Raw genomic sequence first — 25,528 nt, 5'->3', positions numbered from 1 at the left:
CGGTCTGTTGCGAGCGACAGCCTGGCACATGGGTACGGGAGGGCGTGTTGCCGGTACGGACAAAGACCCGGCAGGCAGGCGTGACGGCCGATCGCCCGCGGGCCGGGCCGGCGGGCGTATTGCCGGGCCAACGGCCTTGACCTCAACCGAACTTCAGGTAGGAGTTTGGGAGGCATGGAAAACGACACCGCCGCCACCCTGGGCTCCCTCTCTTCACACCAGGGGCTGTCCGATCCGCAGCACTCCGACGTCGTCCCACTGTCCGCCGCCACACTCGATGAGCTTGCCGAGAAGCTTGCCGCCGCGGCAACGGTCGTCGGCATCGGCGAGTCCACACGAGCCTCCCGGGAGACCTTCGGTGTGCGGGACCAACTCTTCCGCCGGCTGGTCCGGCGCCACGGTTTCCGGGCGCTGGCCGTACAGGACGGTGCCGGGGTCGCCGCCGGCCTCGACAGGTACGTGCGCGAAGGCGAGGGTTCGGCCGAGTCGGCGCTCGACGGCGCCTGGCGTCCCTGGCGTACCGCCGAGATGGCCGCGGCGTTGGAGTGGATCCGGGCGTTCAACCGGGAGCACCCGGACGACCCCGTACGGATCTTCGGTGTGAAACCCGCGCAGGCGCAGGCCGAGGACTACGACGCCGTCCTGGATCACGTCCGTGGGTCAGCCCCGGAACGGCTGGCAGAGGTCGCATCCCATCTGGAGGTGATCCGGACCGCTCACCACACCGACGAGCACGTGCAGCGCGCCCGGGGAATGCACCCGGGGCGTCCTTTCGCCGACCACGCCCGTGATGCGCTCGCGCTGGTCCGATCCTTGCCCGATGCCGACGATGCCGACCATGCCGGCGGCATCCTGGCGCGGATGCGTCTGATCGTGGACTTCCATGAGCGCAGCGTGGCCGGACGAGGCAACTACGCGGGCGACGCCGCAGTGTGGGCGGACGCTCTCGGTGACGCTCAGCGCCGGGCCGGGCTGCGCGTGGTCTATTGGGACGGTATCGCCCACACGTCGGCGGCCGAGACGGTCCTGGGCCTGGCTCCCGAGCGTGGTCCGCAGCCCAGCGTGGGCAGTCTGCTGCGCAGGCGTTATGGCGCCCGGTATGTCTCCGTGGCGATCGGCTTCCACCACGGAGACCTCGGTGTCGTCACCGTCCCGGAGCCGGCCGGGGAGCTGATCGACGCGATGCTCGGCGAGGTGGATCTGCCGGCCCACTGGCTGGACCTGCGCCGCGACGCCGTACGCCGCCGATGGGACGGGCCGGCGAAGGCCCGCGTCATCAGCGGCGTCTACGACGCCTCCCGCGATGCCGCCGAGCACATGGCCGTTGCTTCCCTTGCCGATGCATTCGACGTGCTCATCCACATCCGCCGGGTGTCTCCCGTGCGAGGGCTGCCGTGACGGGCAACCCGCCATCGCCCTGACAGCCCGGGCGGTGTCGGTGCGGTCAGCTGTTGGCCTTCGCGGCGGCGGCGACTGCCTCCTTGGCGGCGGCCTGGTTGTGCTTGAGCAGGTCGGCAACCTTGGGGGCGTCCGCGCCGGCCAGGCCCGCGCCGTTGTAGTTGATCGTCACGACGATGTTGGAGGTGCGGGCGACGATCGTGGTGTTCTTGAAGTTGGTGCCGTCCCGCTTCACGTCGTAGGTGATCGCGGTCGCCTCGTCACCGGTGCCGGAGGTCTTGACGGTCTCCAGCTTCTTGGCGCCCTTGGTGGCCTTCGCCTCGGAGACCTGCTTGGCGTAGAAGTCCGTGGCGCGCTTCTCGCCGCTGCCGACGCCCGGGTCGGATTCGTAGCGCTGGTAGCCGATGTCCAGCCAGCGCCACTGGGTGCCGTCGACACCCTTCTCGTCCGAGCTGGTCCACGAGCAGGTGCCGTGGGCGGCGTTGTCCGTGGAGTTGCCCTGCTCCCCGGAGGCGTCCTTCGCCTTGGGCAGCATCTTCTTGATGGTCTCCTTGGAGAACGCCGAGCACGGGTTCGGCAGCTTCTTGAACTTGGCGGGCGCGACGGTCGGCGAGGGCTTGGCCGCGCTGCTGGAGGCGGAGGAGGGGGCGTCACCGGAGCTGTCGCTGTCCGAGCCGGAGCAGCCGGCGACGAGCAGCACCGGTACTGCTGCGCAGGTGAGAAGGCTGGCGAGTCGCTTGGCTGAACGGTGCATGGTTCCTTCGCTGTTCGTCGTCGTCGGGTCGGCACGGCCGTGGCGGTGGCCGTGGGGCCTGCCCTGCCGCGCGTACGGGGCAGGGCTAGACGGCACGGTACGCGGCGCGGCGAGGTGGGTGACCGATTCATGTCGATGAGCGCAACGCTCAAATCGGGCGTTTCGCCTCCTTGTCCGTCGACTCGGTCAATGTGCCTGAACCGGACTATTCACTGAGGCTGTCGGACAGCTCGGTGGCCAGCGAACGGGCCTTGTCCTGCAGTTCCTGGCTGTCCGGCAACATCGTCTTGTCCGTGGACCACTGGTCGTAGGTGATCTTCACGATGACGTTCGACGTGCGAAAGACCACAGTGACATCGCGGTGGACGCCGGAGTCCGCTGTGACCAATTTGTCATTGAGGAAGGCAACGTCCCCGAGGTCGTCCAGGACGCGCGGGGCGGTGGAGCCGCTCGGGTCCGCGCTCGGGGACGCGCTCTGGTCGGACTTCTGCGAGGGGCTCCCGGACGGGGCCTTCCCCTTCGCGCCTGCCGTGCTCTTGCCCGTTGCGCCCTTGTCCGTCGCGCTCTTGTCCCTCGCGTCGTTCGTGACGACTCCTTCGCCCTCCCCCTTGTTCTTCGAGGCGGAGGCGGAGGGGGACGGGGCGGCGGGCGAGGGGGAGCCGCCGCCGGACGGTATCTGCGCGGCCAGCTCCTTCTTGCCGTAGATCGCCTGCGCCTTGTCGTCATCGCTGACGGCGGAGTCGTACGAGACCACGCGCTGGATGTCCAGGCCCAGATGGCGGGTGCCCGCGGTGGTCTCGCGGGTCCAGCGGCAGCCGACGCGGCGGTCGGTGTCGTAGGTGATGTCGGCCTGGCCGCCGTAGACCTTCTGGGCCTCGGTGCCCGACAGGGCCTGGCCGTCGCCGGGGAGCATGCGGCGGATGACGCCGCGCGAGGGCAGCCCGCAGGCCTCCGGGAGGGTCTGGTAGCGGCCCGGCTCGGCGGCCGGGCTCGATGTGGCGGCGCCGCCGCTCTTGGCGTCGGCGGCGTCGCCGTCGGGGCTGGAGCTGCCGGTGCAGCCGGTGAGACCGGCGGCCAGCGCCGCGGCCACCACCACTGCGGCACCGGGTACGAACGGCTTCCGTGGCATCGTTCGCGGCTCCTTCCCCTACGAAATGCGGTTGCCGCCGGTCGGCGGCCGATGGACACAATGTCTATCGCACGTCTTGCCGCAAACGCTGGTCCGCCGTCCAAGATCGGATAAATTGTCCGGCTTTTGCGTTTTTCATAAATTCGGGGGAATGGGGAAGTTATGTCGTACGTCGAGGTGCCTGGCGCCCAGGTACCGATCCGGATGTGGACGGACCCGGCCGCGGTCGAGGACGTCGCGATGCAGCAGCTGCGCAACGTCGCCACCCTGCCGTGGATCAAGGGCCTGGCCGTGATGCCGGATGTGCATTACGGCAAGGGAGCGACGGTCGGCTCGGTGATCGCCATGCGCGGCGCGGTCTGTCCGGCGGCGGTCGGTGTCGACATCGGCTGCGGGATGAGCGCGGTGAAGACCTCGCTCACCGCCAACGACCTGCCCGGCGATCTCTCCCGGCTCCGCTCGAAGATCGAGCAGGCGATTCCGGTGGGGCGCGGGATGCACGAGGCTCCGGTCGACCCCGGACGGCTGCACGGCTACCCGACGGCGGGCTGGGGGGACTTCTGGTCGCGGTTCGACGGGGTGGCCGAAGCGGTCAAGTTCCGTCAGGAGCGCGCGACGAAGCAGATGGGCTCGCTGGGAAGCGGCAACCACTTCATCGAGTTCTGCCTCGATGACACCGGCGCGGTGTGGCTGATGCTGCACTCCGGCTCCCGGAACATCGGCAAGGAGCTGGCCGAGTTCCATATGGGGCAGGCGCAGAAGCTGCCGCACAACCAGGGGCTGGTCGACCGCGATCTCGCCGTCTTCATCGCGGACACCCCGCAGATGGCGGCGTACCGCAACGATCTGTTCTGGGCGCAGGAGTATGCCAAGCACAACCGGGCCGTGATGATGGCGCTCTTCCAGGACGTCGTCCGCAAGGAGTTCAAGAAGGCCAAGCCGGCGTTCGAGCCGGTGATCTCCTGCCACCACAACTATGTGGCGGAGGAGCAGTACGACGGCATGGACCTGCTGGTGACCCGTAAGGGCGCGATCCGGGCGGGCAGCGGCGAGTACGGCATCATCCCGGGCTCGATGGGCACCGGGTCGTACATCGTCAAGGGACTGGGCAACGCCGCGTCCTTCAACTCCGCCTCCCACGGCGCCGGCCGCAAGATGAGCCGGAACGCCGCGAAGAAGCGGTTCTCCACCCGGGACCTGGAGGACCAGACGCGGGGTGTGGAGTGCCGTAAGGACTCCGGTGTGGTGGACGAGATCCCGGGTGCCTACAAGCCGATCGAGAAGGTCATCGATCAGCAGCGGGACCTGGTCGAGGTCGTTGCCAAGCTCAAGCAGGTGGTGTGTGTGAAGGGCTGAGCCCTGGGGCGGAGACGGGGCGGGGCGGTCCGGCGCGGTGTGCGCCGGGCCGCCCCCTCTGTCGTCCGTCGGCGGGCCGCTTTCCCGGCCGGGGCCGCGGCAGGCGGCTCAGGTGGTGCGGTGGACCTTGGAGTTGGAGGCCTGGGCGCGGGGGCGGACCACCAGGAGATCGACATTGACGTGGGCGGGCCGGGTGATCGCCCAGGTGATGGTGTCGGCGACATCCTCCGCGCTCAGCGGCTGGTCGACGCCCTCGTAGACCTTGGCGGCCTTGGCGGAGTCGCCACGGAAGCGGGTGGTGGCGAACTCGTCGGTCTTGACCATGCCCGGGGCGACCTCGATGACGCGCACCGGCTCACCGCACAGCTCCAGGCGGAGCGTCTCGGCGATGACATGCGCGCCGTGCTTGGCGGCGACGTACCCGCCGCCGCCCTCGTAGGTGCCATGGCCCGCGGTGGAGGAGAGCACCACGACGGTGCCCTCGCCGGAGGAGGTGAGCGCGGGCAGCAGCGCCTGGGTCATATGGAGCACGCCCAGCACATTGACCTCGTACATGGCGCGCCAGTCGGCGGGGTCGCCGGTGGCGACCGGTTCCGCGCCGTAGGCACCGCCGGCGTTGTTGACCAGGACGTCGACGGAGGGGTAGCGGTCGAGGGCTGCCGCGAAGGCGTCGACGGCGGCGCGGTCGGTGACGTCGAGTGCGTAGGCCTCGGCGTTCGGCAGCTCGGCGGCGAGCGCCTCGATGCGGTCCTTGCGGCGGGCGGTGAGCAGCACGTGGTAGCCGGCCGCGGCCAGCGCTCGCGCGGTGGCGGCGCCGATGCCGCTGCTCGCTCCGGTGACGACGGCGGTACGGGCCTCGGCGGTCATGGCACTCTCCTCGGGGCGGTGGGGTCCCCCTGCTCCGCGAAGCCTGGGGGAGGGCGGTCCGCGGCCAGGATATGCAGGCGGGGTCAGCGGCTCCTGGGGGCGTACATGATCACGGCCATTCCGGCCAGACAGATCAGTGCGCCGGTCACGTCCCAGCGGTCGGGGCGGTAGCCGTCGGCGATCGCGCCCCAGGCCAGCGATCCGGCGACGAAGACGCCGCCGTACGCGGCGAGGATCCGCCCGAATTCGGCGTCCGGCTGGAGGGTGGCGACCCAGCCGTACACCCCCAGCGCGATCACTCCGGCGCCGATCCAGACCCAGCCCTTGTGTTCGCGGACGCCCTGCCAGACAAGCCAGGCGCCGCCGATTTCGAAGAGGCCGGCGAGGACGAAGAGAGCGGCGGAGCGGGCGAACAGCATGCGTCCAGCGTACGGACGACGGGACGGGTCCCGAAGTGGGTGGGGATCGTCGGGCGAGGCATGACTGGGATCGTCGGGCGATGCGCGGCTGGAGATGGTCGGGCGACGCTTGGACGTCGGCGGGGGGCCGCTGAACGTCGGCTGGGGGCTGTCGGCGGGGGACTGTCAGTGGGGTGTGAGAGCTTCGGGGGCATGCTGATCGAACGGGCTTACGTGGACGTTCCGGAGGGGGAGGGGACGGCTGAGAACGGCTGGCCCTGGACGGTGCCGTGTGTGCGCCAGCTGGTCGAGGAAGGGCTGGCCTTCCGCGCTCCGGTGACTTTTCTGGTGGGGGAGAACGGTTCGGGAAAGTCGACGCTGGCCGAGGCGCTGGCGGAGGGCTTCGGGCTGGATTCGTACGGCGGCTCGGCGGGATACAAGTACGCCAGCTCGCGGGAGGCATCCCTGCTCGGCGGCCTGATGCGGTTCGATCCGACGCGGGAGGGGCGGCAGATGGTGCGGGGGCCGCGGGTCCGTCGGCGGGGGTTCTTCCTGCGGGCCGAGACAGCGCTGGAGGCGTTGAACGGCGAGCGGAGGTCGAACCGACTGTCCCGTTCCCCGGACGATATGAGCCACGGAGAAGGCTTTCTGATGGCCTTCCGGGAGCGGTTCGCACAGCGGGGCCTGTATGTCATGGACGAGCCCGAGGCGGCCCTGTCCTTCTCCTCCTGTCTTGAACTGATCGGGCTGATGGGTGAGTTGGGGAGCGGTGGTGCCCAGGTCATCTGCGCCACCCACTCCCCGCTGCTGACGGCGCTGCCCGGCGCCGCGATCGTCGAGGTCGGCGAGCACGGGATGCGGAGCGTGGAGTGGGCGGAGCTGGGGATCGTCGACCACTGGCGGCGTTATCTCAACGACCCCCGGGCCTATCTGCGGCATGTGCTGGAGGGGTGAGGGCGGCGGGCCGGGCGGTGCCTATGGATCCGCCGTCCTCGGGCGCGGCGCCGGTCCAGTGCAGGAGTGCGGACCGTAGCGCCAGGGCGCGGTCGGCGGGGGCCGTGGCGTCGGTGGCCCAGGCGATATAGCCGTCGGGGCGCACCAGAAGCGCCGTACGGCGGCCGCTTTGCCAGGAGGCGGTCAGGAAGCGGTCCTCGGCGGGGTGAGGGCGGTCCCCCTTGCCCGTCAGGGCCCGGGGGACGCCGGGCTCGTCGGCGGGGGTGAGAAGAACGAACCGGCCCTGGCGGAGGAGTTCGTAGAGGCGGCTGCCGTCGGCCAGACGGATGTCGGGGGCGCGCCGGCCCGCGAGGGGGTGGGCGCCGGGCCCGGCACCGTAGGCGATGCCGATGCCGGAGATGGTGCGGATGGCGCGGCCGGACAGCGGGCGCAGATGGTTGAAGACCCGGGCGGCGAGGCCGCGCGCGGCGCGGCCGGGGGCGCCGTGCAGCAGGGCGAGCCGGATGAGGGCACCGCTGCTGCGCAGCACCTGCTTCCCCACCGGGTGGCGCTCGGTCTGATAGCTGTCCAGCAGGCTGTCGGGGGAGTGGCCCCGGAGCACCGCGGCCAGTTTCCAGCTGAGGTTGGCGGCGTCCTGGAGGCCGGTGTTCATGCCCTGGCCGCCGGCGGGGGAGTGCACATGGGCGGCGTCGCCGGCGAGGAAGACGCGGCCGACGCGGTACTCGGGGGCCTGGCGCTCGTCGCTGTGGAAACGGGAGACCCAGCGGGCGTCGTGCATGCCGTAATCACTGCCGAGGGCGAGCCGGGTGATCTCGCGGACCTCGTCGAGACCGGTGGGCGCGTCGTCGTCGGCCTGATGGCGGCGGCTCCAGCAGATGACGCGGTACCAGCCGTCGCCGAACGAGCCGATCAGGGCGAAGGCCTCGTCGTTGGCGTTGACGGTGAAGGGGGAATCGGGCTCCTGGGCCAGCCGGACATCGGCGAGCACCAGGGAGCGGATCACGGACTTGCCGGGGAACGGCTGGCCGACGGCCTCGCGGATGGTGCTGCGGACGCCGTCGGTGCCGACCACGTAGGCGGCGCGGCGGCTGCCGATGCCCTCGGCATTACGGAAGCGCACCGTCACACCGTCGGCGTCCTGATCGAGGCCGAGCACCTCGGAGTCATGACGGAAGTCGACACCGGCCCGGCGGGCCCGCCGCTCCAGCAGCCGCTCGACCTCGAACTGCGGAGTGATCAGCACCATGGGGAAGCGGGAGCGGAGCCGGGTCGCATCGACGGTGGCCTCCCCGAAGAGGCGGAGGGCGGAGAGCCGATGGCCGCCGGCGATCAGCTCGTCGGCGAGGCCGCGGGCGTCCAGCTGCTCCAGGGTGCGGGCATGGACGGCTAGGGCGCGGGTGAGGTTGCTGAGGGTGGCGGGGCGGCGCTCCAGGAGCGTGACGCCGAGGCCTGCCTCGGCGAGGTCTCCGGCGAGCAGCAGGCCGGTCGGTCCTGCGCCCACGACGATGACGTCCGTGTCGCGGGCCGCACGCGCCTCGTCGGCCTCAGGGCCGCTGCCGGCGGTCTTGCGGTTCATGGCATCCATGGCTTCCGCCTCCTGTGCCTGTGGCTGTGCCTGTGGCTGCACCTGCATTCATGCCAACGCATGTTGGTCAACGCTTGTTGGCAAGCGTAGAGCGGCCGGACCTGGCGTGTCAACAGGTGTTGGCCTACAGTTGTTGACATGGCCGAACATGCTCCCTCCGCCGCTGATCCCGCGCCTGCCGCGTCCGATGCCGCGCCTGACGACGCCGCGCCCGCCGCGCCCGCTGCGTCGGCCGTGATGCCCGGGGCCACCGCCGACGCCGCGCCCGGCGGGGCGTCGGACCCCGCCCGCCCCCGGCGCTCCGCCGCCACGCGCGCCGCGATCCTGGCCGCCGCCCGGGACCGCTTCGCCGCGGACGGCTACGAGCGCGCCACCATCCGCGCCATCGCCAGGGACGCGGACATCGACCCGTCGATGGTGATGCGCTACTACGGCAACAAGGCCGGCCTCTTCGCCGCCGCCTCCGAGATCGAGGTGCACGCCCCGGACCTCACCCACGTACCGCGCGACGAGGCCGGCGCCCGGCTCGTACGGCACTTCCTGGAGCGCTGGGAGTGCGACGAGACGCTGACCGGCATGATGCGCGTCGGCGTCACCAACGAGGCGGGCGCACAGCGGATGCGCGGCGTGTTCGCCGAACAGATCAAGCCGGTCCTGGCCGCGGTCTGCCCGGTGCCCGAGGAGGCGCCGACCCGCGCCGCGCTGATCGCCTCCCAGATACTCGGCATGGCGCTGTGCCGCTATGTCCTGCACATCCCCCCGGCCGTGGACCTCGGTCACGACGAGGTCATCGCCTGGCTGGCCCCCACCATCCAGCGCTATCTGACGGCCGAACACCCCTGAGGGCCCGGCGCGGCCGGACTCAGCGCAGGTACGCGGTCGGCGGGACCCCGACGGTGGCGGTGACATCGCGGACCAGATGCGCCTGATCGCTGTAGCCCAGCTCGGCGGCGAGCGCGGCCCAGTCGACCTCCGCCCCGGACGCGGCGCGCTCCAGGGCCTCGTGCACCCGGTAGCGCAGCAGCACCCACTTGGGGCTGACCCCGACGTAGCCGGCGAACAGCCGCTGGAGGGCCCTTACGGACATGCCCTCGGCCCGTGCGAAGTCCGCGACCCGGCGGATCGTACGGTCCGTGCGGATCCGGCCGGCCAGTCCCACGGCGAGGTCGGCCTGGGCGAGGATCCGCGGCCCGGCTTGCAGACGAGGGGTCAGGAAGGCGTCGAGCGCGGCCACCCGGGCGTCCTCGTCGTCCGGCTCCAGTACGGGCCCCGCGGCATCCGTGGGCCCGAAGGCCGTCGCCAGCGGCAGCCGGCGGCCCGTCCAGTCCGTCGCGGGCCGCTCCGGGGCGAACGGCCGGAACCCGCCCGGCCGGAACTGCACCCCGCACACCCGCCCGCGACCCGCCAGCTTCTGTGCGAACAGCTCCAGCCCGACGCCCGCGACCTCCCCGAAGCCGGGGCGGTCGGCGTACCGCTGGAAGACGAGGTTCACGCACGGGTGCGGAACGACATGCGTGGCATACGGCTCGGACAGCTCCCAGTCGATCAGCCAGTAGTGCTCGACATAGGGGCGCAGAGGTGCGGCGGGGGTGCGGCGGCGGAACTGCACCCGCGTGAAGAGACCGGGGGCGTCGACGATGCCCCGGGTGTCGCGCCGTGGAGCGGCCATGCCGGGATTTTAGGCGCTGCCCGCAGGGTCCCGCCCGGCCCGCCGGGACGGGCCGCGCCGATCGCGCGGGGCCTGTCGCGTTTTTTCAAGCCGCCAACCGGCGGCGGTCCGTAGCGTCATCGCCATGAACGACATGCAAGACATTTCGGATGAAACGCCCGTGAACGAGCAAGCCGACCCGACCGCACCGGCCCCCACGGCCCCACCGACCCCCACACCCACACCGATCAGCGCGCTGCTCGACGCGGCGGCGCAGGCGGCGCTCCCCGTACTGCGCCGGGTGCGCGACGACCAGCTGGGGCTGCCGACGCCCTGCGCCGCGTACGACGTACGGGCGCTGCTCAACCACCTCTTCCAGGTGGTCGTCGCTTTCCAGGCCCTGGCCGCGAAGAAGGACACCGACTTCAGCACCACCCCCGACCGGCTCGGCGACTACGGGGCGCAGTGGCCCGACCGGTTCGCGGACGAGGCGGCGCGCCTGGTCGAGGCGTGGGCGGTGCCGGGCGCGGAGGACGGTCCGACCGGCGGGATGAAGCTGCCGGCGCGGACCGTCGGCGCGATGGTGCTGCTGGATCTGACGGTGCACGCCTGGGACGTGGCACGGGCGGCCGGCCTGCCGTACACGCCGGCTCCCGGGTGCGTGGCCGAGCTGCGGACGCTGGTCGCACAGATGGCCCCGACGGCCCGGAAGATGAACGTCTTCGCCGAGCCGCTCCCCGTTCCGCCCGGTGCCTGCGGCCTCGATGCGCTGCTGGCCGAGACGGGCCGCGACCCGCACTGGACGGCCGGCTGACGGAGGTGGGCGGCCGTCCAGCACCGGGACGCGGTATGCCGGGCGGGACACCGGGCACACTCCCTAGGCTGGATCATCACCACCGGCAGTCGGCGGACGACTGGGAGGCGGCCCGCGGATGGACGAGCAGCGCAGGTCCCATGAGCGGCTCCCCGAGGCGCTGATCGACTTCTACGGGCTGGTGCCGCTACCCCGTGAGGGCGGACGGTTCCGGCGTACGTGGGCGGGCCCCGAGCGACCCGACGGGCGGCCCGAGGGCTCCGCGATCGTGATGCTGCTGACCGACGAGCCGGGCGACTTCTCCGCGCTGCACCGGCTGCCCGCCGACGAGATCTGGCACTTCTACCGGGGCGATCCGCTCACCCTCTTCCTTCTCCCGGACGGCGGCGGCGCCTGGGAGGGCGGCGGCCTCGCGGAGGGCGGTGACGGCGGCGCTGCCCGTACTGTCGTGCTCGGGCCGGACGTCCTGGCCGGGCAGCACGTCCAGTTCACGGTGCCGGCCGGTACGTGGATGGCCGCCGAGGTCGCCGACGGCGGTTCCTGGACGCTCTTCGGGTGCACGATGGCGCCCGGTTTCACCTTCGAGGACTACGAGCACGGGGACGCCGCCGAACTGGCCGCGCGCTTCCCCCAGGAGGCGGCGCGGATCACCGCGCTGAGCAGGCCATGACCGAGACCGGACCGGACGCCACCGGCCGCCCCCAACTTCCCGGTCTGAGCGGCCAGATCGCCCTCGTCACCGGCGCCGCCGGGGGCATCGGCCGCGGTATCGCGCTGCGGTTCGCCGCGGCGGGCGCGGCCGTCGTGGCGCATTACCGTACGGGCGCCGAGGCGGCCCGGGACCTGGTCGGGCGGATCGAGGCGGACGGCGGGAGCGCGCTGGCGCTGCGCGCCGACCTGGCCGTCGAGGAGGAGTGCCACCGTCTGGTGAACGAGGCGGCCGGCTGGCGCGGCCGGCTGACCGCGCTGGTGAACAATGCCGGGGTGCAGCCGACGCAGGAGCTGGCGGCGATGTCGCTCGCCGACTGGCGGGCGGTGGCGGACCCGAACGTGCACAGCGTCTTCGCCTGCACCCAGGCCGCGGCGGCCGTGATGCGGGCGTCCGGCGGTGGCTCGGTGACCCATATCGCCTCGATCGAGGCGGACCGTCCGGCGCCGCAGCATGCTCACTACTGCGCGTCCAAGGCGGCGGTGGTGATGCATGCGCGCGCGGCGGCGCTGGAGTACGGGGCGTACGGCATCCGCGTCAACAGCGTCTCGCCCGGTCTGATCGACCGTCCCGGCCTGGCGGAGGACTGGCCGGAGGGGGTGCGCCGCTGGCAAGCAGCGGCGCCCGCCGGACGGTTGGGCACGCCGGAGGACGTGGGCGATGCCTGTGTGTTCCTCGCCTCACCGATGGCGTCCTGGATCACCGGGCACGATCTGGTCGTGGACGGCGGTGTGTCGGCCCGTCCCACGTGGTGACCGGCGCGGCCTCCGTGCGGAGGGTGCCCCGGCCGGGCGGCGCGCCGCGCCCGGGGCCGCCGCGCCGGGGCCGCCGTGCCCGCGCTGAACCGTTACGGCCAGACCAGGCAGTACGCCTGGTGCCCCGCCTCGTGCAGCCGGTGGCTGAAGTCCTGCCACTCGTGCAACAGCTGGTAGACGGTGAAGGCGTCGCGCGGGCCCCCGCGGTCGGGAACGGTGGACCAGATGAAGGCGGCCGCGCCGACCGACTCCTCACCGACGCCGCGCAGCGGGTCGACCACGGTCATGGGGAGCTTGACGACGGCGTAGTCGGGGTGGAGGACGACAAGTTCGAGCGGCGGAACCTTATGGAGGGGTATGCCCTCTATGCCGGTGAGGACCATGGCGGCCATCGTCTCCGGCTTGATCTTGCTGAACATGCCGCCCATGCCGAGCTCGTCACCGCCGAGCTCCTCGGGACGCATGGAGACCGGGACGCGGGCCGCGGTCGCACCATTGGGCGCGCCGAAGTACCTGTACGTCACCCCCATGCGGCCGCCTCTGATCTCCCCGCCCGTGCTCTCGCCCGTGGTGTCCTCGCGGGTCTCGCCCGTGGTGTCCTCGCGCCGGTGACGGCCGCGCTGGGCGCGCTCGGGACCCCGGTCATTGGTTCCCTCGCCCAGTTCGCCACCGCGATGCATATCTCCACCCGACCACTCGCAGCCCCAGCCGCGCAACCCGATCATCGTCTCAGAGACCTCCCCCGTCACCGGCGCGTGAAACGCCCGGCCGCACGCCCCCGTGCGCCTCTGAGACCATTGCTTGCGTGACTTATCTCGTACGTCGGCCCAGTTTCGCAGACGAGTGGGGGCTGACGCCCGGTCGAGCGAGAGGAATCAAAAAAGGAGCGAGAGTGAACCCAGCGGCGCCCGCAGGCGTATCGCGAGGGAGATTCCCGCACCCGTTGTCAGCCGGGCCGCGTCCGTGCGCCGCCCCTCCCGCCGTTTATGCAGGTCAGGATCACAGTGTCTTTTCCGTATGAAGCCCCTGTTTCGCAGTCGCTGTTCGACCGCGCGTCCGCTGTGACGCCGGGCGGCGTCAACTCTCCGGTGCGGGCCTTCCGGGCCGTGGGCGGTACGCCCCGGTTCATGGTGTCCGGCACCGGTCCGTACCTCACGGACGCCGACGGCCGTGAGTATGTCGACCTCGTGTGCTCATGGGGGCCGATGATCCTGGGCCACTCGCACCCCGAGGTGATCGCCGCGGTCCAGGACGCGGTCGCCCGCGGTACGTCCTTCGGCACGCCCGGCGCGGGCGAGGTCGAGCTGGCCGAGGAGATCGTGGCCCGGATCGAGCCGGTCGAGCAGGTGCGCCTGGTCTCCAGCGGCACCGAGGCGACGATGTCGGCGATCCGGCTGGCACGCGGCTTCACCGGCCGGCCGAAGGTGGTCAAGTTCGCGGGCTGCTACCACGGGCATGTGGACGCGCTGCTGGCCGCGGCCGGTTCGGGCGTGGCGACCTTCGGACTGCCCGACACGCCGGGTGTGACGGGTGCGCAGGCCGGCGACACGATCGTGCTGCCGTACAACGACATCGAGGCGGTACGGGCCGCGTTCGCCGCGCACCCGGGCGAGATCGCCTGTGTGATCACGGAGGCGTCGCCGGGCAACATGGGCGTGGTGCCGCCGCTGCCGGGCTTCAACCAGGGCCTGAAGGATCTGTGCGCCGGCAACGGGGCGCTCTACATCTCCGACGAGGTGATGACCGGCTTCCGCGTCAGCAAGGCCGGTTGGTACGGAATTGATGGCGTACGCCCGGATTTGATGACCTTCGGGAAGGTCATGGGCGGCGGCTTCCCGGCCGCGGCCTTCGGCGGCCGCGCGGACGTCATGGCGCATCTCGCCCCGGCCGGCCCGGTCTACCAGGCGGGCACCCTGTCCGGGAACCCGATCGCCACCGCCGCGGGCGTCGCGCAGCTGCGGCTGCTGGACGATGCCGCCTACGGGAAGGTCGACGCGGTCTCGGCGGAGGTGCGGGGCCTGGTCACCGCCGCGCTGGCGAAGGAGGGCGTGGCGCACCGGCTCCAGGTGGCGGGGAACATGTTCTCGGTCTTCTTCACCGATGCCGAGGTGACCGACTACGACGCCGCCAAGGCGCAGGAGTCGTTCCGCTTCACCGCCTTCTTCCACTCGATGCTCTCGCAGGGCGTCTACCTCCCGCCGTCCGCCTTCGAGTCGTGGTTCCTCTCGACCGCACACGACACGGCGGCCGTCGAGCGGATCGCCGCCGCACTGCCGGCCGCCGCGCGGGCCGCGGCCGGGGCGACGGCCTGACGACGGTTGCGGGCACGGGCCGGCGACTGCTTGCAGACGACTGAATGAATGGGTGACATGAGCAGCGAAGACATCACCGTCGTGCATCTGATGCGGCACGGCGAGGTGCACAACCCCGACGGCGTGCTCTACGGGCGCCGGCCCGGCTACCACCTCTCCGAGCTGGGGCGGAAGATGGCCGACCGGGTGGCGGAGCACCTCGCGGAGCGGGACATCACACATGTCGTCGCCTCGCCGCTGGAGCGTGCGCAGGAGACCGCGGTGCCGATCGCCGGTGCGCATGGTCTGGATCTGGCCACCGACGAGCGGCTGATCGAGGCGGCCAACGTCTTCGAGGGGAAGACCTTCGGGGTCGGCGACGGTGCGCTGAAGAAGCCGGGGAACTGGAAGTACCTGACGAACCCGTTCCGGCCGTCCTGGGGCGAGCCGTACCTGGAGCAGGTCGTCCGCATGATGGCGGCGCTGGGTGCGGCGCGGGACGCGGCGCGCGGGCACGAAGCGGTGGCGGTCAGCCATCAGCTGCCGATCTGGATCGTGCGCAGCTTCGCGGAGCGGCGGCGGCTGTGGCACGACCCGCGCAAGCGGCAGTGCACGCTGGCCTCGCTGACGTCGTTCACCTTCCACGGCGACAAGATCATTTCGGTGGGGTACAGCGAGCCTGCGCGCGACCTGGTTCCCTCCCATCTTCTGGCGGGCGCCAAACCCGTGAAGGGAAAGGCCAAGGCTTTCGGGGCCTGACGGTGCATCACTTGGTGGAACGTCAAGTCCAGGCAAAATGACATATCCGAGCGAATAAACCCGGAACCCCGACGCTCGACATGCCCTCTTCTCCATTGTCCGTTTATATGGATATTGAGTTCGGCGAGCACGGATGGGGACGAGGGTATGCGCGCGATCAGTCGGCGAAACCTGCTGGGTATGGGAGTTGGTGCAGCCGCGGCGCTGGGCGTCGCCGGCTGCTCTTCGCCGGACTCGGGCGCAGTGGCCGACAAAGCGCGTGTGAAGAACTCGGTACAGGCTCGCCCCAAGCTCATCGGTGACGGCTCGACAGCGAATTACGGCTCGCAGCCCCATCAGCCGAAAGCACCCGAACGGCTGGAGCCCGGACAGACCCCGCCGCAGTTCGTCATCTTCTCCTGGGACGGTGCGGGAGAGGTCGGCAACGGCCTCTTTCCCCGCTTTCTCAAGCTCGCCCGGGACCATGGCGCCGCCATGACCTTCTTCCTGTCCGGGCTCTACCTCCTGCCCGAATCCCAAAAGCACCTCTACGAGCCGCCGAACAACCGGCGGGGCGCCTCCGACATCGGCTACCTCAGCGACGACCACATCAAGGAGACGCTGAAGTACGTGCGGGAGGCCTGGCTGGACGGCCACGAGATCGGCACCCACTTCAACGGGCACTTCTGCACCGGCGCCGGCACCGTCAAACGCTGGACTCCGCAGCAGTGGCAGTCCGAGATCGACCAGGCGATGGATTTCGTCACCAAGTGGCGTACCAACACCGGCTTCACGGATCTGGATCCGCTGCCCTTCGACTACCGAAAGGAATTGGTCGGCAGCCGTACGCCATGCCTGCTGGGGCAGGAAAATCTGCTGCCCACCGCCAAGGAACTCGGCTGGCGCTATGACGCCAGCGCGCCCGGCGGTCTCCAGATGTGGCCGAAGAAGAAGATGGACCTCTGGGACTTCCCGCTCCAGCAGATTCCCTTCCCGGGGCACTCTTTCGAGGTGCTCTCGATGGACTACAACATCCTCGCCAATCAGTCCAAGAACTCGACGAAGGCCCCGCCGGTAAACTACCCGGGCTGGCGGCGCCAGGCCACCGACGCATATATCTCCGGATTCCGCCGGGCCTACGAGACCAACCGGGCGCCCTTCTTCATCGGCAACCACTTCGAGGAGTGGAACGGCGGTATCTATATGGACGCCGTCGAGGACGCGCTCAAGCACATTGCCAATGAGCAGAGCCGGGATGTCCATCTGGTGTCGTTCCGGCAGTTCACCGACTGGATGGACGCCCAGGATCCGGAGGTGCTGCGCAAGCTTCAGCAGCTCCCCGTCGGGCAGCAGCCCTCCGGCGGCTGGAAGGCGTATCTCTCGGCGGCCTGACATGCCCCTTCGGTCGGGGACGGGTCCGGCGAGGGGGGCGCGGAAGATCCGGAAATGGCCCATGCGAAACTTTTCACATGAGTGCTTGCCGCGCCCCACGCCGCCTCACGAGCCGCCGCCGCATCACCCTGCTCGCCGCAGGGGCGGCGGCCGCGTCGCTGACGCTCAGCGCCTGCGGCGACGGCGCCTCCGGGGGCTCGTCCCAGACCCGGTTCGTCCAGGGCAAGAACGGCATCGACACCGTCAAGAAGAACGAGCGGCAGCCGGCGCCCGATCTTGCCGGTGAGACCACCACCGGCAAGAAGCTGGACGTGGCCGACTACAAGGGCAAGGTCGTCATCCTCAACGTCTGGGGATCATGGTGCGGCCCCTGTATCGCCGAGGCGCCGAACTTCGCCAAGGTCGCGAACGAGACCAAGAGCAAGGGCGTCCAGTTCATCGGGATCAACACCCGCGACTCCGAGACGTCGCAGGCCACCAGCTTCGAGGAAGAGCACAAGGTGCCCTACCCGAGCCTCTTCGACCCGACCGGTCGGCTGATGCTGCGCTTCCCCAAGGGCAGCCTCAACCCGCAGTCCATCCCCTCCACGATCGCCATCGACAAGCAGGGCAAGATCGCCGCCCGCTCGATCGGCCCGCTCGCCGAGGACGAACTGCGCAAGATGGTCGCCCCGCTGATCGCCGAGAAGTGATCACGTGATCGCGCTCGCCGCCGCCGCGGAAAACCAGACCGTCCTCAGCGGCACCCTCCTCGCCGCCGTCCCCATCGCGCTCCTCGCCGGCCTCGTCTCGTTCTTCTCGCCCTGCGTCCTGCCGTTGGTGCCGGGCTATATGTCGTACGTCACCGGCGTCACGGGCACCGACCTCGGCGAGGCCCGGCGCGGTCGGATGCTGGCCGGCGCCACGCTCTTCGTCCTCGGCTTCACCGCCGTCTTCGTCTCCGGCGGCGCGCTCTTCGGGTTCTTCGGCCAGAGCCTCCAGGAGCACAAGGACGTCATCTCGCGGGTCCTCGGCGTGCTGATGATCCTGCTCGGGCTGGCGTTCGCCGGTGTCCTCAAGCGCTTCGGACAGCGCGAACTGCGCTTCCACATGAAGCCCGCCATGGGGCTGGCCGGCGCACCGGTGCTCGGAGTGCTCTTCGGCGTCGGCTGGACCCCCTGCCTCGGCCCCACCTTCGCCGCCGTCAGCACCCTCGCGTACTACGACGCCAGCGCCGGCCGCGGAGCCCTGCTCACCGTCGCGTACTGCCTGGGCCTGGGCCTGCCCTTCATCGGCGTCGCGCTGGCCTTCCGCCGGGCGCTCGGCGCGTTCGGCTGGGTCAAACGGCACTATCTGTGGGTGATGCGGATCGGCGGCGGCATGATGGTCGCGCTCGGCATCCTCCTCGTCACCGGCATCTGGGACAGCCTGATGTCCGAGCTCCAGAGCTGGACGCAAAGCTCCACCGTTGGGATCTGATTGATGTCCACCAAGACCGACACCCCCCGCGACCCGGGCCCCGGGGCCGACGCGGGCAGCGATCTCGGCACGGCCGGATCCCAGCTCTCGACCGCGCCCACGGAAGACGTCAGCTTCCCCTCGCTCGGCCCCCTCGGCTGGGTGCGCTGGTTCTGGCGGCAGCTGACCTCGATGCGGGTGGCGCTGCTGCTGCTCTTCCTGCTGTCGATCGGTGCGATCCCGGGCTCGCTGATCCCGCAGACCAGCGTCGACCCGACCAAGGTCGACCAGTTCAAGGCCGATCACAGCACCCTCGCGGGCATCTACGACAAGCTCGGGATGTTCCACGTCTACAGCTCGGTGTGGTTCTCGGCGATCTATCTGCTGCTGTTCATCTCGCTGATCGGCTGCATCGTGCCGCGCAGCTGGCAGTTCGTCGGACAGCTCCGCCGCCGCCCGCCGGCCGCCCCGCGCCGGCTGACCCGGCTGCCCGCGTACACGACCTGGCGCACGGACGCGGCGCCCGACGAGATCCTCGGTGCGGCCCAGCGGCTGCTGAAGAAGCGGCGCTTCCGCGCCCACCGGGCCGGCTCCGCCGTCGCCGCCGAGAAGGGCTATCTGCGTGAGGTCGGCAACCTCGTCTTCCATGTCGCGCTGATCGTCATGCTGGTGGCCTTCGCCGTCGGCGGCCTGTGGAAGTCCGAGGGCAACAAGCTGGTCACCGAGGGCGACGGCTTCTCCAACAGCCTCACCCAGTACGACGAGTTCAAGTCGGGACCGTTCTACGACACCGACGACATGGAGCCGTTCGGCTTCAAGCTCCACCGCTTCGACGCGACGTACGAGCGGACCGGGCCCCAGCGGGGCACCCCGCGCACCTACCGGGCGCAGATCTCCTACTTCCTGGGTGCGGACGGCAAACAGCACCACAGTGCCATCGAGGTCAACACCCCCCTCGACATCGCCGGCAACAAGGTCTTCCTGCTCTCGCACGGCTACTCGCCCGTCGTCACCGTCAAGGACGGCCGCGGCAAGACCGTCTTCCACGGCGCGACGGCCTTCCTGCCCGCGGACCCGAAGAACCTCACCTCGACCGGTGTGGTGAAGGTGCCCGGCGCGCAGACCAAGGACGGCAAGCGCAACCAGCTCGGCTTCCAGGCCATGTTCGTCCCGACGTTCGGCGGGCGCGGCACCGGCTCGATGTTCTCGCAGTTCCCCGCGCTGGACTTCCCCGTGCTCTCGGTGAACGCGTACCACGGAGACCTGGGGCTGGACTCCGGCCTGCCGCAGAGCGTCTACAAGCTGGACACCAAGCGCCTCAAGAAGTACCAGGACAGCAAGGGCGGCATCCTCAAGAAGATGCTGCTGCCCAAGGACCGCGTGGAGCGGCACGCCGGCTCCAAGAACAAGGCGGCCGTACGCGCCGCCGAAGAACAGACCACGATGAAGCTGCCCAACGGCGAGGGCTCCATCACCTTCGAGGGCGTCAAGAGCTGGGCCAGCTTCAAGGTCTCCCACCAGCCCGGCAACGGCCTCGCGCTGACCGGCGCGGCCGCCGCCCTCCTGGGCCTGGCCGGCTCGCTGTTCATCCAGCGCCGCCGGGTGTGGGTCCGGGCGGAGAAGGGCGCCGACGGCGTCACCGTCGTCGAGATGGCCGGCCTCGGCCGCAGCGAGTCGGCCCGGCTGCCGGAGGAACTCGCCGGTCTCGCCGGAGCACTGCTGCCCGACGCCCCGCCGGCTCCGGACGCCGAACCCGGCACGGAACCCGGCACGGAACCCGGCTCCCCGCCCGAGCCGGACCCCGGACCCGCCCCCGACACCGAAGACCCCGCGGAGCCCACTGACTCTGACGGACCTGCTGACCCCTCCGAAGGAGCGCGCGCGTGAACATCGCTGCCGCAGCCAACGAGACACTGGCGCACAACAGCAACCTGCTGGTCTATTCGGCGATGGCGGTCTATACGCTCGCCTTCCTCGCGCACATGGCCGAGTGGGTGTTCGGCAGCCGCAGCAAGGTCGGCCGCACCGCCGCCGCCCTGACCGCACAGGCCAAGGCGACCGCGACGGTCTCCGTGCACAAAGCCCAGCAGCAGGGGGGAACGGCCGTCCTGGAACGGCCCGAGGTCATCACCAAGCCCGTCGCCGGCAGCCGTGACGTCCCCGACGGGCCGGGCGCCGCGGGCGGCACCGAGAAGGGCGACCTCTACGGGCGGATCGCCATCTCGCTGACCGTCCTGTCCTGGGCGCTGCACGTGGGCGGCGTCGTCACCCGCGCCCTGTCCGTGGAACGTGCCCCCTGGGGCAACATGTACGAGTTCTCCACGACCTTCGCCTCGGTCGCGGTGGGCCTCTACCTGCTGCTGCTCGCGCTCAAGAAGAACGTCCGCTGGATCGGGCTGCCCCTGGTCACCACCGTCCTGCTCGACCTCGGGCTGGCCGTCTCGGTGCTCTACACCGCCAGCGACCAGCTGGTGCCCGCGCTGCACTCCTACTGGCTGTGGATCCACGTCAGCTGCGCGATCATCTCCGGCGCGGCGCTCTACCTCGGTGCCGTCTCCGCGCTGCTCTTCCTCTTCCGCGACTCGTACGAGGCCAAGCTCGCCGCCCCGAAGGGCAAGCAGCCCGGCGCGTTCGCCTCGTCCGTGCTGGAGCGGCTGCCCTCGGCCGCCTCGCTGGACAAGTTCTCCTACCGCGTCAACGCCACCATCTTCCCGCTGTGGACGTTCACCATCATCGCGGGCTCCATCTGGGCCGAGGCCGCATGGGGCCGCTACTGGGGCTGGGACCCCAAGGAGGTCTGGGCCTTCATCACCTGGGTCGCCTACGCCACCTATCTGCACGCCCGCGCCACGGCCGGCTGGAAGGGCCGCCGGGCCGCCTGGCTGGGCCTGATCGGGTTCGTCTGCTACCTGATCAACTACTACGGCGTGAACATCTTCGTGACGGGTCTGCACTCCTACGCCGGAGTCTGATCGCCGGAGCCTGATTGCCGCAGTCCGAACGCCGCAGTCCGAACGCCGCAGTCGGATCCGCACACCCCGCGGTGCCGTACGGGACGCCTCCTCGCGAGGCCGGCCCGTACGGCACCGTCGTTTTACGGAGGGGGAACGGAGAGGTGCCGTGCGCGGCCCGGGGCCCTGGGGGTGAGTGCCTCCTAGCGCCGCCTGCGCCGGCCGCGCTCCTGGCGCGGTGGCCGCTGTCCCGCGCCCGGCAGCGTCGGCTTCGGCAGATGAGCCACCTCCCACTGCGCCTCGACCAGCTGCTCGGCGGTGTCGCGGGGCAGCCGCGGCGGGCGGCGCGCCCGGTGGCGGAAGCCGAACGCGGACGTCAGATCGCCGAAGGCCGCCCGCCGCCAGTCGCTGATGTTCGGTTCCTCCACGCCCGTCCAGCGCTCCAGGAACTGGAGCACCGAGGTGTGGTCGAAGGGGTCACCGGCGGCCCAGCCGCCCACCGTCCACGGCGAGATGATCAGACACGGCACGCGGAAGCCGCCGCCGATCGGCAGGCCCCGGACGAACTCGTCCTTCGTCCCCGGGGGCGGCACCGGCGGCGGCACATGGTCGAAGAGGCCGTCGTTCTCGTCGTAATTGAGGATGAAGACGGTCTTGGCCCACACCCTCGGATTGGACGCGATCGCCTCGATCTTCTTTGCGACGTAGTCCGCGCCGGCGGCCGGCAGATAGTCCGGGTGCTCGGACTGGTGGCTGGTGGGGATCAGCCAGGAGACGGCCGGCAGCCGGTCATTGCGGGCGTCGTCCTCGAAGGTGCCGGCCGGCTGCGGCACCATCCCGCGCTCGTGGAGCGGATCGCCCGGCTTGGCGTCCCGGAACGTCTGGAACTGCTCCAGGAGGTTGCAGCCGTAGTCGTCCTCCTCCTGGTACACCCGCCAGCTGATGCCGGCCGCCTCCAGCCGCTCGGCGTAGGTCGTCCAGCGGTACGGCTTGGGCGCGGTGTTGTTCAGCACCGGGCCGCCCCGGGTGCCGCCCGGGTCGAGGGTGCCGGTCATCCAGTACAGCCGGTTCGGCCAGGTCGGCCCGAAGACCGAGCAGAAGTAGTTGTCGCACAGCGTGAACGCCTCGGCGAGGGCGAACTGGAACGGGATGTCGTCCCGTGTGTGATAGCCCATCACATACGGACCGTTGACGCCGTCGGCCTTGCGGTGCGCGGGCAGCCAGCGGTCCATCTTCCCGCCGTTCCACGCCTCGTGCTGCACGGACCAGGCGTGGCTGGTGGAGGGGATGGCCTGGGCGCTGGTGGTGTGCGTGTCGAGGCGGAACGGCAGCAGATAGCCGTCCGGGTTCTGCGCGTCCGGCTGGTGGAAGACCGACCGGCCGTCCGGCAGCGTCAGCGCGTCCGGGTCTGCGAAGCCGCGGACGCCGCGCAGGGTGCCGAAGTAGTGGTCGAACGAGCGGTTCTCCTGCATCAGCATCACGACGTGCTCGATGTCGTGCAGTGAGCCGTGACGTGCGGGTCCGGCGGCGACGGCCTTTTGCACGCTGGGCGGCAGCAGCGACAGCGCGGCGGCGCCGCCGACCACGCCGGCCGTGGAGCCGAGGAGTCTTCGTCGGGTCATGTCGGGCATATGTGCCACTCTCCCTGAGTCGCGTGAGCCCTCGGTGGGCCGACATGACTGTGGCGGTGCCCGGCATTCCCGGGCAGGGGGAGGTAGCTGAACGATGCACCAATTGGCTGTGAACGGCCTGCAGTTGGCCAAAGACCCCTACGTCCCGTACGTCACGCGAAGCAGTGCGCCGCGGACCCCGCGGTGGCCGGAATTACGCGTTTGCGAAGGTACGTCAGGACACGCGGCCGAGGCCCGGAGTTCCCTCGGGTGCCGGGTAGGGGCGCTCCTCGGGCAGCAGAGCGGCGGCCGCCGCGGTGTCCCCGGCACGCACCAGCGCATGGATCTCGTGGGCGAGCGGGGTGACATCCGTGATGGCCACCGTCCACTCGTCGGCGTACCGGCGCGACGCCTCCCCCGCCAGCCCCAGCTGGAGCGACCGGTACGGCAGCGCCTGAAGCCGCAGATCGCGCTCCGGGTCCCACTGCACCCGCGCCGGCGCCCCCTTCAACTGCCGCTGCCAGGCCCCGCGGTCGGGATGCTCGTCCGGGTCGTAGTGCGACAGACAGGCGCTCCGCAGCGCCCAGTCGAAGCCGCCCCGGTCGATCTCGACGGCGAGCACGGTCTCCTGGTCGGCCTTGGCGCTCCAGCCGCAGCGGTACATCATCCACAGGAACGACGGCTTGATCCATGTCATCCGCTCCCGCTTCCACGCCACCGGGAACCGCCCGTCCCGCGCGGCCGGAACGCCCAGCGCCGGGGAGTACGCCTGGTAGACGGTGACGGTCTCGTCGGTGTGCAGGGCGCGGATGCGACGGTGCGGTTCGGCGGGGTGTACGGGGGCGTGCGTGGCCTGTACAGGGGCGTGCGCGGCCTGTACGGGGGCGTCCGGGCTGGTGCTCATGGCTGGTCATCCTGGTGGATGGCGGGGGCGGGGGCCAGCGAATTGCGTACGGAGGGTGTGCGCACGGGCGGCGCCGTGGGCAGGCCACGAAGCGCAGGAGGGGCACGTTTGTTCCCGAACGCCTGACTGCGGCCGCCCGCACCGCCAGACTTGGAGGAATGCCTCCCCCTTCCCGCCACGGGCCCGTGCCCGACGCCTACGGCGCCACGAAGCAGCAGGCAACCCGGAACATCGCCGTCTTCATCAAGGACCTCGCCGAGAGCGGTGTCGCCGTGGTGTCCTTCGCGCCGGCCACCACCTGCTACCGCGGCGAAGGCCGCTGGGCCTACCTGCTCCTCACCGACGACGAGCGGCGCCTGGAGATCCGGATGCCCGGCCATCCGCTCGGCGAGGTCCGCGGCGGCTGGACGCGGACCCACGTGGACGGCCAACCCTGGGACTGGGACACCGCGCTCGAGAAGTGCAGGCTTCCTGACTGATCACCCTGCCCGTGGAGCCTGCCACCGGGACCACTGAAGAGTGCGCCGGGGCGGGGCTGCCCGGTGCCCTCACTCGCCATCGGTGCCCTCACTCGCCCCCGGTGTCCTCCTGCCAGAGCTCCGGCCGCTCCCCGATGAAGTCCCGCATCATCGCCGCGCACTCGGGGTCGTCCAGCAGCACGATCCGTACGCCGTGCCGGGCCAGCCAGTCGTGACCGCCGTGGAAGGTCCGCGCCTCGCCGATCACGACCCGCGAGATGCCGAACTGGCGGACCAGGCCGCTGCAGTACCAGCAGGGGGAGAGGGTGGTGACCATGGTCGTGCCGCGGTAGGTGCGCCGGCGGCCGGCGGCGCGGAAGGCCGCGGTTTCGGCGTGCATGGTGGGGTCGTCGTCCTGGACGCGGCGGTTGTGGCCGCGGCCGAGGAGGGCGCCGTCGGGGCCGTAGAGGGCCGCGCCGATCGGGATGCCGCCTTCGGCGAGTCCGGTGCGCGCCTCGGCGATCGCTGTCGCCAGCATGGCGCGGGCCTGTTCCTGCACATGGTCGGGGTGGCCGACCCGGTCGCTGTGGCCGTCGACGTGGCCGTGCAGCCGGAGTTCGTCGCGGTCCTGCCCCCAGTCCTGCGTACGGTCCATGCGCTCACCGTACGCCGGGGCGACCGCCGCCGCGGGTTCCGACGGACCGCCGCCGTGGGTCCCGACGGACCGCCACCGTGGGTTCCAACGGGCTGACGTCGTGGTTCGGGTCGTCGTCGTGACCGGTCGTCGTGGTGGCGGGTCGACGTCGTGACCCGTCGACGCCGTGGCGGGGCGTCGTTGTGACCGATCGACGTCATGACCGGTCGTCGTGACGGCCGCCGCCGTGACCGTCGACGTCGCGGTGCTCGACGACGCGGCGGGAGGAACTTCTACCCCTTCGCGGGCGGCTGGGGGTCGTCCGGGCCGTTCGTCTCGTCCTTCTTGCCCTCGGTGCGCCGCAGCTCCTCCTCGCGGCGGCGCAGGTCCGCCTCCCAGTCCTTGAGCAGCGCCTCGTCCTTGTTGTTGCCGTTGTTCCCGCCGTTCTCGCTCTTGAGGGACGCGAGGAACTCGGGATTGTCGTCGGGCGCGACGAACTTCGTGCGGTGGTTGCGGTGCCATTGCGAGGGGGTGGAGCCGTCTCCCGTCACCGGTCGGCGCTGCTTGCCCGCGACCAGCCAGGCGACCGGGCCGACCAGCACCTCGCCGAAGAGCAGGATGATGATCACCCAGATCACCTTGGGCAGTCCGCGCACCTGTGATTCGGGAGTGTTCAGGCAGTCGATGAACGCGTAGATCCACAGTGCCAGCACCAAGAGGAACGGCAGATACCTGAGCATTGCGGA

At 70.8% G+C, this 25,528-nt stretch carries 26 protein-coding genes; 15 read left to right on the top strand and 11 right to left on the bottom strand.

Annotation, left to right across the window (positions count from 1 at the left end; genetic code table 11):
* Nucleotides 1-174 precede the first annotated feature (174 nt).
* Nucleotides 175-1,398 (top strand): erythromycin esterase family protein, encoded by a 1,224-nt coding sequence (locus tag K7C20_RS17270; protein ID WP_030074541.1) that lies wholly within the window; start codon nt 175-177, stop codon nt 1,396-1,398.
* Nucleotides 1,399-1,444: 46 nt separating this feature from the next.
* Here the strand turns inward: K7C20_RS17270 and K7C20_RS17265 are convergent, their stop codons facing one another.
* Both K7C20_RS17265 and K7C20_RS17260 read right to left on the bottom strand, forming a co-directional pair.
* Nucleotides 1,445-2,152, bottom strand: coding sequence for a DUF3558 domain-containing protein (locus K7C20_RS17265; RefSeq protein WP_030074543.1), 708 nt, complete (start codon nt 2,150-2,152; stop codon nt 1,445-1,447).
* A 205-nt stretch (nt 2,153-2,357) separates the two neighbouring features.
* Nucleotides 2,358-3,281 carry a hypothetical protein gene (locus K7C20_RS17260; protein ID WP_053209531.1) on the bottom strand — a complete coding sequence of 308 codons (924 nt, stop codon included), beginning with the start codon at nt 3,279-3,281 and terminating at the stop codon, nt 2,358-2,360.
* Between the two features lie 162 nt (nt 3,282-3,443).
* On the opposite strand from K7C20_RS17260, the gene K7C20_RS17255 reads away from it, so the two are divergent.
* Complete coding sequence (locus tag K7C20_RS17255; RefSeq protein ID WP_030074545.1) at nt 3,444-4,637, top strand: RtcB family protein; 1,194 nt, start codon at nt 3,444-3,446, stop codon at nt 4,635-4,637.
* A 108-nt stretch (nt 4,638-4,745) separates the two neighbouring features.
* Here the strand turns inward: K7C20_RS17255 and K7C20_RS17250 are convergent, their stop codons facing one another.
* Together K7C20_RS17250 and K7C20_RS17245 are read right to left on the bottom strand one after the other, a co-directional pair.
* The gene (locus K7C20_RS17250) at nt 4,746-5,504 is read right to left on the bottom strand and encodes an SDR family oxidoreductase (RefSeq protein ID WP_030074547.1); all 759 of its coding nucleotides are present in this window, start codon (nt 5,502-5,504) and stop codon (nt 4,746-4,748) included.
* Between the two features lie 83 nt (nt 5,505-5,587).
* A complete protein-coding gene (locus K7C20_RS17245; protein WP_030074549.1) occupies nt 5,588-5,923 on the bottom strand; it encodes a YnfA family protein in 336 nt (111 codons plus the stop codon).
* A 192-nt stretch (nt 5,924-6,115) separates the two neighbouring features.
* On the opposite strand from K7C20_RS17245, the gene K7C20_RS17240 reads away from it, so the two are divergent.
* Nucleotides 6,116-6,856, top strand: coding sequence for an AAA family ATPase (locus K7C20_RS17240; RefSeq protein WP_030074551.1), 741 nt, complete (start codon nt 6,116-6,118; stop codon nt 6,854-6,856).
* Here the strand turns inward: K7C20_RS17240 and K7C20_RS17235 are convergent.
* Nucleotides 6,813-8,441, bottom strand: a complete 1,629-nt coding sequence (locus tag K7C20_RS17235) for an FAD-dependent monooxygenase (RefSeq protein WP_053209530.1) — start codon at nt 8,439-8,441, stop codon at nt 6,813-6,815. The genes K7C20_RS17240 and K7C20_RS17235 overlap by 44 nt on opposite strands.
* A gap of 138 nt (nt 8,442-8,579) precedes the next feature.
* Here K7C20_RS17235 and K7C20_RS17230 point away from each other — a divergent pair, with 138 nt between their 5' ends.
* Nucleotides 8,580-9,284: a TetR/AcrR family transcriptional regulator gene (locus K7C20_RS17230; RefSeq protein ID WP_078953311.1), complete on the top strand. Its 705-nt coding sequence runs from the start codon at nt 8,580-8,582 to the stop codon at nt 9,282-9,284.
* A 19-nt stretch (nt 9,285-9,303) separates the two neighbouring features.
* Here the strand turns inward: K7C20_RS17230 and K7C20_RS17225 are convergent, their stop codons facing one another.
* Nucleotides 9,304-10,110: a helix-turn-helix domain-containing protein gene (locus K7C20_RS17225; protein WP_053209529.1), complete on the bottom strand. Its 807-nt coding sequence runs from the start codon at nt 10,108-10,110 to the stop codon at nt 9,304-9,306.
* 160 nt (nt 10,111-10,270) lie between these two features.
* On the opposite strand from K7C20_RS17225, the gene K7C20_RS17220 reads away from it, so the two are divergent.
* From K7C20_RS17220 to K7C20_RS17210, 3 genes are all read left to right on the top strand, one after another.
* Complete coding sequence (locus K7C20_RS17220) at nt 10,271-10,903, top strand: TIGR03086 family metal-binding protein (protein ID WP_245171378.1); 633 nt, start codon at nt 10,271-10,273, stop codon at nt 10,901-10,903.
* 118 nt (nt 10,904-11,021) lie between these two features.
* Nucleotides 11,022-11,573 (top strand): cupin domain-containing protein, encoded by a 552-nt coding sequence (locus K7C20_RS17215; RefSeq protein WP_030074560.1) that lies wholly within the window; start codon nt 11,022-11,024, stop codon nt 11,571-11,573.
* Nucleotides 11,570-12,367: an SDR family NAD(P)-dependent oxidoreductase gene (locus K7C20_RS17210; protein ID WP_030074562.1), complete on the top strand. Its 798-nt coding sequence runs from the start codon at nt 11,570-11,572 to the stop codon at nt 12,365-12,367. The genes K7C20_RS17215 and K7C20_RS17210 overlap by 4 nt, the downstream gene beginning before the upstream one ends.
* 92 nt (nt 12,368-12,459) lie before the next feature.
* On the opposite strand, the gene K7C20_RS17205 is transcribed toward K7C20_RS17210, so the two are convergent.
* Entirely contained in the window at nt 12,460-13,047 is a 588-nt protein-coding gene (locus tag K7C20_RS17205; RefSeq protein WP_078953309.1) for a hypothetical protein, read from the bottom strand.
* 306 nt (nt 13,048-13,353) lie between these two features.
* On the opposite strand from K7C20_RS17205, the gene hemL reads away from it, so the two are divergent.
* The 7 genes from hemL to ccsB all read left to right on the top strand — a co-directional run bounded on the left by hemL (nt 13,354) and on the right by ccsB (nt 21,197).
* On the top strand, nt 13,354-14,679 hold the full coding sequence (gene hemL, locus K7C20_RS17200) for a glutamate-1-semialdehyde 2,1-aminomutase (RefSeq protein WP_053209528.1): 1,326 nt from the start codon (nt 13,354-13,356) through the stop codon (nt 14,677-14,679).
* A 57-nt stretch (nt 14,680-14,736) separates the two neighbouring features.
* Nucleotides 14,737-15,417, top strand: a complete 681-nt coding sequence (locus K7C20_RS17195; RefSeq protein WP_053209527.1) for a histidine phosphatase family protein — start codon at nt 14,737-14,739, stop codon at nt 15,415-15,417.
* Nucleotides 15,418-15,564: 147 nt separating this feature from the next.
* Nucleotides 15,565-16,788, top strand: a complete 1,224-nt coding sequence (locus tag K7C20_RS17190) for a polysaccharide deacetylase family protein (protein ID WP_030074569.1) — start codon at nt 15,565-15,567, stop codon at nt 16,786-16,788.
* Between the two features lie 77 nt (nt 16,789-16,865).
* Complete coding sequence (locus tag K7C20_RS17185; protein WP_030074570.1) at nt 16,866-17,480, top strand: TlpA family protein disulfide reductase; 615 nt, start codon at nt 16,866-16,868, stop codon at nt 17,478-17,480.
* A gap of 4 nt (nt 17,481-17,484) precedes the next feature.
* Entirely contained in the window at nt 17,485-18,246 is a 762-nt protein-coding gene (locus K7C20_RS17180; protein WP_030074573.1) for a cytochrome c biogenesis CcdA family protein, read from the top strand.
* 3 nt (nt 18,247-18,249) lie between these two features.
* A complete protein-coding gene (gene resB, locus K7C20_RS17175; protein WP_053209526.1) occupies nt 18,250-20,112 on the top strand; it encodes a cytochrome c biogenesis protein ResB in 1,863 nt (620 codons plus the stop codon).
* Nucleotides 20,109-21,197, top strand: a complete 1,089-nt coding sequence (gene ccsB / locus K7C20_RS17170) for a c-type cytochrome biogenesis protein CcsB (RefSeq protein ID WP_030074576.1) — start codon at nt 20,109-20,111, stop codon at nt 21,195-21,197. Before resB ends, ccsB begins: the two co-directional genes overlap by 4 nt.
* Before the next feature lie 182 nt (nt 21,198-21,379).
* Here ccsB and K7C20_RS17165 read toward each other — a convergent pair whose 3' ends face one another.
* The gene (locus K7C20_RS17165; protein ID WP_053209525.1) at nt 21,380-22,807 is read right to left on the bottom strand and encodes an alkaline phosphatase family protein; all 1,428 of its coding nucleotides are present in this window, start codon (nt 22,805-22,807) and stop codon (nt 21,380-21,382) included.
* Between the two features lie 214 nt (nt 22,808-23,021).
* Nucleotides 23,022-23,690, bottom strand: a complete 669-nt coding sequence (locus K7C20_RS17160; RefSeq protein ID WP_078953308.1) for a DUF4291 domain-containing protein — start codon at nt 23,688-23,690, stop codon at nt 23,022-23,024.
* A gap of 158 nt (nt 23,691-23,848) precedes the next feature.
* On the opposite strand from K7C20_RS17160, the gene K7C20_RS17155 reads away from it, so the two are divergent.
* Nucleotides 23,849-24,169 carry a hypothetical protein gene (locus K7C20_RS17155; RefSeq protein ID WP_030074582.1) on the top strand — a complete coding sequence of 107 codons (321 nt, stop codon included), beginning with the start codon at nt 23,849-23,851 and terminating at the stop codon, nt 24,167-24,169.
* An 88-nt stretch (nt 24,170-24,257) separates the two neighbouring features.
* Here the strand turns inward: K7C20_RS17155 and K7C20_RS17150 are convergent, their stop codons facing one another.
* Both K7C20_RS17150 and K7C20_RS17145 read right to left on the bottom strand, forming a co-directional pair.
* A complete protein-coding gene (locus tag K7C20_RS17150) occupies nt 24,258-24,803 on the bottom strand; it encodes a nucleoside deaminase (protein ID WP_078953307.1) in 546 nt (181 codons plus the stop codon).
* A 272-nt stretch (nt 24,804-25,075) separates the two neighbouring features.
* Entirely contained in the window at nt 25,076-25,522 is a 447-nt protein-coding gene (locus K7C20_RS17145; RefSeq protein ID WP_030074586.1) for a PLD nuclease N-terminal domain-containing protein, read from the bottom strand.
* Nucleotides 25,523-25,528 lie beyond the last annotated feature (6 nt).

Origin of the sequence: Streptomyces decoyicus (assembly GCF_019880305.1) — a bacterium.
Lineage (GTDB): Bacteria > Actinomycetota > Actinomycetes > Streptomycetales > Streptomycetaceae > Streptomyces > Streptomyces decoyicus.
The sequence above is the reverse complement of the archived record's forward strand: the minus strand, read 5'-3'. Positions and strand labels throughout refer to the sequence as shown.